Here is a 10,236-nt window from a genome sequence, read left to right on the forward strand (position 1 = left end):
CCAGCCCCATCGCGAGCAAGCTCTGCTCCCACAAGAATCGCATTTCCTTTCGATAAATGTGTAGTGCTTGAGCGTTGCCTTGCCCTGTGCATCAGCGCTTCTGCAACCACCCCAGAAAGCTGCCTTTTTTGATCGCCGCCGGTTTCTCGGTCAGCAATGACTGGCTGCTGTGTTGACGTACAGCCTGGAGTTTTTTCAGGGCGTTTTTGATCTGGCCTTCCAGCTCCATGGTTTCCCGGGCGACCATCTTGTCGATGCGGTACACCACACACGAGGTCAGGGCGGTGAAGCGGGCTTCGGACGGGGTGTCATTGAGGATGCTCTGTTCGCCCATGACTTCACTGGGTCCCATGCGTCCGGCCTCGATGAACGTCTTGCCGTCAGACACCTCGGCAGACACTACGCCAGTGGCGATCACCAGCAGGCTGTCCGTCACTTCGTCCGCCTCGATGATCACTTGCCCTGCGGCGTATTCCTTGGCTGTCATGCTCTGTGCCAGATGGTTTTTCTCTTCGGTATTCAGCGCGCGGAACACTTTGACTTCATCCAGTAACGTACGGGCACGAGAGACCGGCTCTGCCAGCACGTCCGACTGCCAGGCAAGACCTGCTGCTTCGAGGTGGCGATAGGCGAGGTCGAACAGCAGGTTGCGGACCTCGCTTTTCTTGTCCAGGTCTTTGATGAACCCCGTGACGGTGTACTCGATGGTGGTCGGGCTGGCTTCCTTGACAACGGCGCGGGCCTTGGGGAACGGCAGTAAAGCGCTGCTGCCTTGGAGGGCGCGGTCCAGCGCATCCAGCACGCGGCGCGGGCGAATGTGTGGCGAGACCATGATGTTGATCGATACGCCGAACATGTCTTTGGGGCGACTCAGGTTGACGATCTTGGCTTTGGCGGCCACCGAGTTAGGGATGACCGCCGTGCTGCCCGTGCCGGTCAGCAAGTGGGTGGCACGCCAGTCGATATCGACGACCTTGCCTTCAACGCCGTCGATGCTGATCGAATCATCGACCTGATAAGGCTTGGTGGTGTTGAGGATGATCCCCGAGAACACATCGCTCAGCGTGCTTTGCAGCGCCAGACCGACCACGATAGCCATCGCTCCGGAGGTCGCCAGCAGACCTTTGACGGGCAACTGCATGACATAGCCGGCGGCGGCCACGATAGCGATGAGAAAGATCACCGCACCAATGACTTCCTGCAGCAGACGACCGCTGTGGCCGATGCGGCGCATCAGCAGAACACCGATGATTTCGGTCAGGGTTCGCGCGGCAAGAATCCACCAGATGATTTCCAGTGCAGTGGCAGCCAGATGCCGGGCGCTGTCGTCCTCCCATGGCGCGCTGTCCAGCGGGCTGAGGCCTGCGCTGATAATCACCACGCTGTAGACCAGGAATAACGCCAGCCGAACCGCAACTCGCTGCAGGCGATACTGATACGACACCAGGTTCCAGCTGGCCAGATCAAGCAGGACCAGCAACATGCTGCAGATCAGCGGATAGCTTTGAATGAATGCGGGCATGGTCTGATCCTGGAAATAAATAAGCCAAGGGAAAAGCAGTGAGCGCAGATTAAGCGGATGCATTGGGCTGATAAAGCTGGTAGAAAGCGTTTGACTGTCAACCAGTGAGCGACAATGAACCCGTTCGAAGATATGCGCATATTTACCCAGGTCATGGAATCCGGCAGTTTTACGGCTGCCGCCGACCAATTGGGACTGTCCAAGCAATTTATCAGTCGTCGCCTGATTCAACTTGAAGAGCGTCTCGGCGTGCGTTTGCTCAACCGCTCGACTCGTCGTCTGGATGTCACGCCGCTGGGGCAGGCGTACTATGAATCAGCGTTGCGTCTGGTGGCGGATCTCGAGCAGGCGGAGCAGAGCATAGCCGGACAAAACACTCAACCGCGAGGCACTATTCGTCTGACTGCGCCGCTGTCTTTTGCCATTGAACATTTGGGACCGTTGCTGCCGATGTTCCTGCAGCGCTACCCGGAAGTGTCGGTGGAAGTGGACCTGAGCGACCGTTCGGTGGACTTGCTCGGGGAAGGTTACGATCTGGCGCTGCGTATCGGCGTGCTGGAGGATTCGACCCTGATCGCCCGCCACATTGCTACGATCGAGCGGGTGTTCTGCTGCAGCCCCGATTATCTCGAACGGCGCGGCGCACCTGCCGAGCCCGAAGATCTCAAGGACCATGATTGTCTGCCTTACGGCCACAGCCGTCAGGTGCAGTGGCGCTTTGAGCGTAATGGCAAACCTCTGACCGTCAGCCTCTGCGGTCGTATGCGGGCCAACAACGGTGAGCTATTGCGTGATGCTGCGATTGGCGGTCTGGGTATCACTTATCTGCCGCTGTTCATCGTCGGTGCTGCGTTGAAGGAGGGGCGTCTGGTCCGTGTTCTCAACGAGTTCCGCACGCCGTCGCTGGCCCTGTCAGCGGTCTACCCGCAACACCGTCAGGGCGCCCGCCCGGTGCAGGCGTTGATCGAGTTCCTCAAGGAAAACCTGATTCAGTGTCCGTCGCTGGTATCGCCTGACTGAACAAGCACAAGGGTGCAATTCAAGACACCTCAAGTCCGGCATCATCCGGGCTATAGGTAGGAGTCGCCGAAGGCAGCGAAGGGGTTATTTCAGGAAAATAGCCATCGCAGCCTTCGGCAGCTCCTACAAGAGATATTTGCCTTGAGGAACGCCCATGAGCCTGTCCATTTCACCGATGTTGCGCAGCCTGACTTTAGGTCTCGTGCTGTTTTCCGGCGTTGCCAGCGCTGAGGTTCCTGCGCAGCAGAAAACCCAGGTGCCGGGCTATCAGCGTCTGGCAGTCGGTGATTACGAAGTCACCGCGCTGTTTGATGGCTACAACGATTTGTCCCCTGATTTGCTCAAGGGCCTGAGCGCGGGTCAGATCCGCGCGCTGCTGGCGCGTCGGGCAATCGAGACGCCTGGCGTACAGACCGCGTTCAATGCCTTCCTGATCAACACCGGCAAGCATCTGATCCTCGTCGACACCGGCGCGGGCGCCTGCATCGGCGAGACGGCGGGTTTTCTATCGGCGAACATCAAGGCGTCCGGGTATAACCCCGCCGATGTGGACACCATCCTGCTGACGCACCTGCATCTGGATCATGTCTGCGGTCTGGTCGATGCTCAGAAAAAACCGGTCTTCGCCAACGCCACGGTTTACGCCTCCAGGCCCGAAGCCGATTACTGGCTGGATCCGACGGCCATCAGCCGGGCACCGGAAAGCGCCCGGGAATTTTTCCGGATACCTCAGGAGTCCATCGCGCCGTACCTTGCATCGGGCCGTTTCAAGACCTTCAAACCGGGTGATTCGCCAGTACCTGAAGTGAAAACCGCACTGGAAGCAGGCCATACGCCGGGCAGTACGACTTATCTGTTCAGCTCGCAAGGCCAGAGCATCGTGTTCATGGGCGATCTTGTTCACGACCTGGCCGTGCAGTTTGATCACCCGGAAGTTTCGATCAGCTTTGATGTGAATGCCAAAGAGGCAATTGCGAGCCGTGATCAGGTGTTCAGCATGGTGGCCAAACAGAAAATCTGGGCGGCGGCTGCACACTTGCCATTCCCGGGTATTGGTCACATCAATGCGCTGAACAAGCGTTTTGAGTGGGTGCCAGTGGAATACGGCCCCTACCAGCGTGCAGCCCACGTGCCGCTGCTGAAATAAACGCTCCGTTTTAATTCCTCTGCCCGCGACCGGTCTGAGCGATCAAGCTTCAGGTCGGTCGCGGATTTTTTTTGCTTTGCGGATAGGGTAGGGTGGCGAATCGACCCGCCATGAGCCGAAGGAGTCATCTTGAGCGTCCCTGCAATCGCCCACTTGCACAGCGAAAAGTTCTCCGCCACGCGGGTAGTGGACGCCTGCCCGGACCCCGAAAAAATCATCGACATCCCCTGTCTCGATGCGTTCTCGATCATCGTCCAGCTAGAGGATTTCGCCGAACATCGTCTGTGGCGCGGCCGGCGCTTGAGTTATGCCGGTGGTTACCGGCAGGGCAGCGTTTCCTTGCCATTCATGGGCGATGAACTGCGCTGCCAGCACCGGGCGTCCTATGACAACCTGCGCTTCAATATTCCGCGGCAGACGTTCGACGATTACCAGCGTGAGAACGGCGGCAGGATTATCAGCGGTTTCCGCTATGAACAGGGCGCTCAGGATCAGGTGCTGTATCACCTGGCCCAGGCGATGTTGCCTGCGTTGCGAAATCCTGCTGCTGCCAATCAGTTGTTCATCGACCACATTCTGTTGGCGATGTGCGCGCATTCAATCAGCCATTACGGACGTATTGCTTCCACGGCTGGCAAGTTCACCACCACCCTGACTCCGCTTCAGGAGCGCCTGGCCAAAGAGATGATTGCCAGCAACCTGGGGAGCGATTTGTCGGTCGAGCGAATCGCGCAAGAGTGCTCGCTGAGTCGCAGCCACTTTTCCCGCGCATTCAAACAGGCAACGGGGGTCGCGCCACATACCTGGTTGTTGCAGATGCGTGTGGAAAAGGCCAAAGAGTTGTTGAAGGCCCAGCCCGGGTTGTCACTGGTCCACATCGCTGATGCGTGCGGCTTCTCAGATCAACCGCACCTGACCCGAGTGTTTACCCGGTTGGTGGGCGCGACGCCTAGCGCATGGCGGGCCGCTCAGCGGGGTACGGTGATTGTTTTGGGTTGAAGGGAAATAAGGCATCTGCGCTAAACATCTGTAGGAGTGAGCTTGCTCGCGATAAACGATAACGCGGTATGGCTGCTGGCTGCGTCTCATGTATCGCGGGCAAGCCCGGCTCCCACGGGTTTGGTGTGCTCTCGCGATTGGCGCATCAATTGCGGGCAAACATAGAATCACCCAGCCCGGGAATTAATGCTTCCCTCGGCCACTTACCAGAAATACCGCCAGCGCAATCAACGGCAAACCTGCGCCCAGCAGCACAACGCCATGCCAGCCATTCTGTTCATACAGGCTGCTGGCCAATGCCGAGCCAATGGCGCCGCCGACGAAGATACTGGTCATGTACAGCGCGTTCAGCCGACCGCGACTGGCCGGGTCAAGGGCATACACGGCGCGCTGGCCCAGAACCATATTCATCTGTACCGCGAAGTCGAGCAGCACGCCGGTAATGGCCAGACCTATGACGCTATAGCCTGGCTGACTCAGACCAACAAGAAACGCCACCGGTGCCAGCGTCATAGCGATCAACGAGGCGCGCTGGGTATGCCCGGCATCGGCCAGACGCCCGGCTATCGGCGCGGCGATCGCACCAATTGCACCCACCAGCGCGAACAGCGCGATCTGGGTTTGCGACAGGCCGAACTCACGCGAAAGCTCAATCGGCACCGCTGTCCAGAACAGGCTGAATGCCGCAAACAGCAAGCCCTGGTACAGCGCCCGATGACGCAACACCGAATACTTGCGCAGCAAGGTCAGCAATGAGCCAAGCAGTTGCGTGTAAGACGCTTTGTGATCAGGCACGCGTTTGGGGATGGTCAGCGCCAGCACCACAATGATCGCCAGCATCACCACCGAGGCAACCATGAACACAGCGCGCCAGCCGAAATGGTCAGCGATCAGGCTGGACAGCGGGCGTGCCAGCAAGATACCCAGCAGCAGGCCGCCCATGATGTTGCCAACGACCTGGCCACGGGTTTCTTCCGGTGCCAGATGCGCGGCCAGCGGCACCAGCATCTGCACTGAAACCGAGCTGAAGCCAATCAACAGGGAAACCATCAGGAATGCGTTGGCGTGTTCGCTGAAAGCGGCGGCCAGCAGGCTGGCGGTTGCCACGATTGCAGTGCAGATCATCAGCTTTCGATTTTCCAGCAGGTCAGCCAGAGGCACCAGAAACAGCAGTCCGAGGGCGTAGCCGATCTGGGTCAGCGAGACGATCAGGCTGGCGCTGTGTGCCGACAGGCCAACGTCGGGGGCGATCAGTTCGACGATGGGCTGGGCGTAATAGATGTTGGCCACGATGGCGCCGCAGCAAAAAGCGAACAGCAGCACCAGGCCGCGAGTCAGGGTGTGTTTAGGCGTTTGAGCGGATGACGCTGCCAAGGGATTCATAATGGTTAACTCATGTTCAGTCTGGATAGGGTCAGTCCGTAGCGAAAGGCTTACGGATCGGCATGGCTGCCACCTTAAGCGAGCCGTTGACTGACGGGAATCGGTCGCCAGCGCAACGCAGCGTTGCGCAAAACGCTCGGCGGTTGTTCATTTTTTAGAATATTCATTGCATGTGCCGAGGAGTTCAGTGAGGAAGTCAATGAAGGTATTGACTCGTCTGGAGCCGCGATGATTGGGTAGATAAAGCGCATTGATGGCTGAGCTGGCGCGATACGGGTTGATTTCGTAGTCGCTGAGTACACGGGCCAGCGTGCCTTTTGCGACGTCCGTGCTCACCAGCCAGTCAGCGAGTAAAGCCACCCCGGCACCTGCCAGCGCCGCTTTGCGCAGAACATCGGCATTACTGCTTTTCAGGCGGCCCTTCACCTCGACCTGTTGTGCGTCGCCGGCACGTACAAAGGTCCAGACCTGACGATGGCCGGCATAACTGAAGCGCAGGCAGCAATGCTGGAGGAGGTCGTCGGGTTCGACGGGGCGGCCGTGCTCCGCCAGATATCCCGGACTTGCCACCACCCAGCGACTGAATTCGCCCACCTTGCGGCATACCAGCTCATCGTTGGGGGCGGCTGCGCCCAGGCGAATCGCTACGTCATAACGCCCGCCAAGCAAGTCGTCCAGCTCATCGCTAAGGTCGATGTCCAGTTCCAGATGGGGATGGCGAGCGAGGAAACGGCCAAGATGCGGCGCGATCAGGCGTCGTCCAAACTCCACCGGTACACAGACTCGCAACTGTCCCACCGGCTCGTCGCCGCGATCCATGATCTGCGCGTCGGCTTCGGCTACATCCTCAAGGATTTTGCGGGCTTTCTGATAATAACTGACGCCCGCCTCGGTCAAAGTGACCTGTCGGGTCGAGCGATTCAGTAGCACTGCCCCAAGTTCTGCCTCCAGTGCACCGATCATTCTGGTGACCGACGATGTCGCGAGGTCGAGTTTGCGAGCAGCAGCGGAAAAGCCTTTGGCATCCACGGACTCGACGAACATTTTCAGTGCTAACAACTTGTCCATCGACACTCCAGCGGAAATCGGCAGCCAGCTCTGTAGGCGCTGTCGAAGGCGCGGTGGCGGTATCAGAATGAATGCTTCGCAGCCTTCGGCGTCCGCTACAGAAATAGCACACCAGATCGGACGGTTGAATTTTGTCTGACCGGAGCACCAAAGTACAAGTTCTACAGCCTGCACAACCGCATGCTTTATAGCGTATCGCTACTATGAGCGAGCACAACATCAAAGTTCAACTCATACACTTGTATGATTGTGCTTAGTCGCAACTAAAGTTTATTGATTTAGTTCGCTGACTATCCTTATAGATAGTATCGGCAGATTGAATTAGCTGCTTACATACGCTGAGCCGCCAGTGATAAATCCGTTTTGATCGCGATTTATCACTGCGCCGGATACTTACCGCCCCCGACGGACAGTGTGAATAAAAATGATCAGTCTCGGCCAAGTCAGCGTCTCTCTTGAATTAAGAGAAGTGTTCAGAAACGGCGTACCGCTGCGGGTGGGCACCCGCGCGTTCGACATTCTGGAGCTGTTGATTTCCTGTCCGGGGCGACTGGTCAGCAAAGACGAGATTCTTCAGCGGGTCTGGCCAGATACCGTGGTTGAAGAAAACAACCTGCAGGTGCATGTTTCTGCGCTGCGCAAGGCATTGAGCGAAGACCGTGATCTCATCCGGACCATACCAGGCCGTGGTTACATGCTGGTAGGCGGCGAGGACGATTCAGCGTCTGCATCTGCGCCCGATCATGTGGATGCAATCTCAGGCAGCGGCTTTGACAGCGCAATGCTGCGTAAAAATGACTTGCTCAATAACGTCGCGCTGATCGGGCGCGAAAAGGCGCTGGAAGGAGTCTGCGAGGCCTTGCTGGGGGATTCATTGGTGAGCCTCGTCGGTTCAGGGGGGATCGGCAAGACGTCCCTCGCCGTTGCGGTTGCCCATCACTTGTCGATGACTGACAGCCTGCACGTCTGTTTCGTACCGTTGGCGCAGGTCGTCAGCCCTGAGCGTATTGTCGATTCCCTGGCGTTTGCGCTGGATCTGTTGGTTTTACCGGGGCAGTCGATCATGGCGGCCATTGTCGAGCGCCTGGATCAGCAGAACCGCCTGGTTATCCTGGATAATTGCGAGCACCTGATTGATGCGGTAGCTGCGGTCAGCGAGCAGTTGCTGCGCAGCTGCCCTTCGTTGCGTATCCTCGTCACCAGTCGTGAGCCACTGCGTATTGGCGGCGAACGCACGCTTAGTGTGGCACCGCTGGACATCCCCGGGCAGGACGCGGGCCGTGAAGTCATCCTGCAGAGCAGTTCAGCACAATTGTTCATGACGCGTCTGCGGGCGCTTGACTCGTTTTTTCCGGCGGAACGCCTTGAGACGCTGGACGAGCAGAGTGTGGCGTTGATCGCGCAGGTCTGTCGTCAGCTGGATGGCATTCCGCTTGCGCTGGAGATGGCCGCTGCGCGGGCCGCAACTCTGGGCTTGTTCGAGTTAGTGCAAAGTCTGCAGCAGAGTCCGCATTTATTGTCCGGTGGTCTGCGAAGTGCCCCGGATCGGCATCAGTCACTGGTGGCATCCCTGGAGTGGAGCTATCGTTTGCTGAGTCCGGAAGAGCGTGCGGTGCTGGAGCGCCTGGCTCAGCTGGAGGGGCGTTTTACCCTTGCCCAGGCCTGTGAAATGGCGCAAACGCCGGTGTTGCCTAAGGGGCGAGTGATGGATTGCATCGTCAGCCTGGCGCAGAAATCCCTCATGACGGTTGTGGCGCAGGGGCCATTCCGGTTCTATCGACTGTTGAGCGCAACCCGAAGCTGGCTTGTGGACGCGGTTGCCAGGCTGTCGAGTGACAATGCTCCACAGCAGAACATTCTGCGCGGTAACGAAAGGTTAGAGGGGGCGGTGTCAATGCCATCGGTAGCGACCTTGCGAGCACCCCGCATCCAGTACGAGTCAGACTATTTTCATTTCAATCACCAAAGAGTTCTGGCGACAAGCCAATAGCACCAGGTTTCGGAATATCTGTATATGAGCGCAACACCCAAGGTTTATGTAGTCGACGATGAGTGCACGATTCGCACGTCTCTGGCTCGCCTGCTGCATTCTGCCGACATCGATAGCGAGTGTTTTGCCAGCGCCCAGGAGTTTCTCCAGCAACGTTTTGAGGATCAACCGACGTGCCTGCTGCTGGATGTCAATCTTGCGGCTTCCAGCGGCTTTGATGTGCAGGAGGAGCTGCTGCGCCGGGGGCATCGTTTCCCGATTATTTTCATGACCGGCTTTGGCACCATCCCGATGTCGGTCAAGGCCATCAAGGCCGGAGCGCATGAGTTTTTAACCAAGCCCTTCGAACCGGACCATTTGTTGATGGTTGTGCGTCAGGCGCTTGAGCACGATGAAAACGAACTGGTCAGTCGGCTGCACGTCGAAAGTGTCAGGCGCCGGTTTGATACCCTGACGCCGCGCGAGCGGGAAGTAATGACCTTATTGGTAACCGGCAAAATGAACAAACAGATTGCCAGTGATCTGGGCACCAGCGAGATCACTGTGAAAGTTCATAAACGGCACATTATGACGAAGATGAAAGCGCGAACCTTGATTGATCTGGTCAAGATGCGAGAGCAATTAAGTCTGGTGAGTTGATAGAAAACAGCACAATTATACATAGGGTCAGTCGCGCTCTTTTTATTGTGGGCGTATGCTCGGCTTCTATTACTTTTACTGTCATGAAGTTGAGCTTATGATCCTCATTTGCGTTGTTGATGACGACGCTTCCGTACGAAATGGTCTTGGCAATCTTCTCAAGTCTTTGGGGTATTCGTCTGTGGGCTTTGCGTCGGGCGAAGAGTTTCTCGCTTCTTCGGCAACTGAAGAAGCAGACTGCGTATTGCTCGATCTGATGATGAAAGGCATGCAGGGGCTGGAGGTTCTTCAGCATTTGAAAGCCGCAGGCAATCGCGTGGCGGTGTTCTGCATGTCAGCTCAGGATGATGAGGGGACCATCCGTCGAACACTCGAGGCCGGCGCTTTGGGTTTTTTGCGTAAACCGTTCTCCGAGGAGGCGTTGCTCGATTCGATAAAGCAGGCACTTGAACGCAAGTAAAGGTCCTT

The 10,236-nt window shown here is 57.5% G+C and carries 9 protein-coding genes; 6 read left to right on the top strand and 3 right to left on the bottom strand.

The window, feature by feature from the left end; translation table 11 throughout:
- Nucleotides 1–91 precede the first annotated feature (91 nt).
- Nucleotides 92–1,522 (bottom strand): mechanosensitive ion channel family protein, encoded by a 1,431-nt coding sequence (locus AUC60_RS13825; RefSeq protein ID WP_087268142.1) that lies wholly within the window; start codon nucleotides 1,520–1,522, stop codon nucleotides 92–94.
- Nucleotides 1,523–1,636: 114 nt separating this feature from the next.
- Between AUC60_RS13825 and AUC60_RS13830 the strand changes: the two genes are divergently transcribed.
- The 3 genes from AUC60_RS13830 to AUC60_RS13840 all read left to right on the top strand — a co-directional run bounded on the left by AUC60_RS13830 (nucleotide 1,637) and on the right by AUC60_RS13840 (nucleotide 4,688).
- Nucleotides 1,637–2,542 carry a LysR family transcriptional regulator gene (locus AUC60_RS13830; protein WP_087268145.1) on the top strand — a complete coding sequence of 302 codons (906 nt, stop codon included), beginning with the start codon at nucleotides 1,637–1,639 and terminating at the stop codon, nucleotides 2,540–2,542.
- Nucleotides 2,543–2,696: 154 nt separating this feature from the next.
- Nucleotides 2,697–3,689, top strand: coding sequence for an MBL fold metallo-hydrolase (locus tag AUC60_RS13835; RefSeq protein WP_087268148.1), 993 nt, complete (start codon nucleotides 2,697–2,699; stop codon nucleotides 3,687–3,689).
- A 129-nt stretch (nucleotides 3,690–3,818) separates the two neighbouring features.
- Nucleotides 3,819–4,688 carry an AraC family transcriptional regulator gene (locus tag AUC60_RS13840; protein WP_087268151.1) on the top strand — a complete coding sequence of 290 codons (870 nt, stop codon included), beginning with the start codon at nucleotides 3,819–3,821 and terminating at the stop codon, nucleotides 4,686–4,688.
- A gap of 183 nt (nucleotides 4,689–4,871) precedes the next feature.
- Here AUC60_RS13840 and AUC60_RS13845 read toward each other — a convergent pair whose 3' ends face one another.
- Both AUC60_RS13845 and AUC60_RS13850 read right to left on the bottom strand, forming a co-directional pair.
- Nucleotides 4,872–6,071, bottom strand: a complete 1,200-nt coding sequence (locus tag AUC60_RS13845; RefSeq protein WP_087268154.1) for an MFS transporter — start codon at nucleotides 6,069–6,071, stop codon at nucleotides 4,872–4,874.
- Nucleotides 6,072–6,218: 147 nt separating this feature from the next.
- Nucleotides 6,219–7,139: a LysR family transcriptional regulator gene (locus tag AUC60_RS13850; RefSeq protein WP_087268157.1), complete on the bottom strand. Its 921-nt coding sequence runs from the start codon at nucleotides 7,137–7,139 to the stop codon at nucleotides 6,219–6,221.
- A gap of 424 nt (nucleotides 7,140–7,563) precedes the next feature.
- Here AUC60_RS13850 and AUC60_RS13855 point away from each other — a divergent pair, with 424 nt between their 5' ends.
- Genes AUC60_RS13855 through AUC60_RS13865 form a run of 3 tightly spaced genes read left to right on the top strand, consistent with a single transcriptional unit; the run spans nucleotide 7,564 to nucleotide 10,228 of the window.
- The gene (locus AUC60_RS13855) at nucleotides 7,564–9,129 is read left to right on the top strand and encodes an ATP-binding protein (RefSeq protein ID WP_087268160.1); all 1,566 of its coding nucleotides are present in this window, start codon (nucleotides 7,564–7,566) and stop codon (nucleotides 9,127–9,129) included.
- 24 nt (nucleotides 9,130–9,153) lie between these two features.
- Nucleotides 9,154–9,768 carry a response regulator transcription factor gene (locus AUC60_RS13860; RefSeq protein ID WP_087268163.1) on the top strand — a complete coding sequence of 205 codons (615 nt, stop codon included), beginning with the start codon at nucleotides 9,154–9,156 and terminating at the stop codon, nucleotides 9,766–9,768.
- Nucleotides 9,769–9,823: 55 nt separating this feature from the next.
- Entirely contained in the window at nucleotides 9,824–10,228 is a 405-nt protein-coding gene (locus AUC60_RS13865) for a response regulator transcription factor (protein WP_238599578.1), read from the top strand.
- The last annotated feature ends 8 nt before the right edge of the window (nucleotides 10,229–10,236 follow it).

Origin of the sequence: Pseudomonas caspiana (genome assembly GCF_002158995.1) — a bacterium.
GTDB lineage: Bacteria > Pseudomonadota > Gammaproteobacteria > Pseudomonadales > Pseudomonadaceae > Aquipseudomonas > Aquipseudomonas caspiana.

Excerpts from the sequence above, each read along its gene's own strand:
- AUC60_RS13825 (WP_087268142.1), bottom strand. The coding sequence starts at position 1,522 with ATGCCCGCATTCATTCAAAGCTATCCGCTGATCTGCAGCATGTTGCTG.
- AUC60_RS13830 (WP_087268145.1), top strand. The coding sequence starts at position 1,637 with ATGAACCCGTTCGAAGATATGCGCATATTTACCCAGGTCATGGAATCC.
- AUC60_RS13835 (WP_087268148.1), top strand. The coding sequence starts at position 2,697 with ATGAGCCTGTCCATTTCACCGATGTTGCGCAGCCTGACTTTAGGTCTC.
- AUC60_RS13845 (WP_087268154.1), bottom strand. The coding sequence starts at position 6,071 with ATGAATCCCTTGGCAGCGTCATCCGCTCAAACGCCTAAACACACCCTG.
- AUC60_RS13850 (WP_087268157.1), bottom strand. The coding sequence starts at position 7,139 with ATGGACAAGTTGTTAGCACTGAAAATGTTCGTCGAGTCCGTGGATGCC.
- AUC60_RS13855 (WP_087268160.1), top strand. The coding sequence starts at position 7,564 with ATGATCAGTCTCGGCCAAGTCAGCGTCTCTCTTGAATTAAGAGAAGTG.
- AUC60_RS13860 (WP_087268163.1), top strand. The coding sequence starts at position 9,154 with ATGAGCGCAACACCCAAGGTTTATGTAGTCGACGATGAGTGCACGATT.
- AUC60_RS13865 (WP_238599578.1), top strand. The coding sequence starts at position 9,824 with ATGCTCGGCTTCTATTACTTTTACTGTCATGAAGTTGAGCTTATGATC.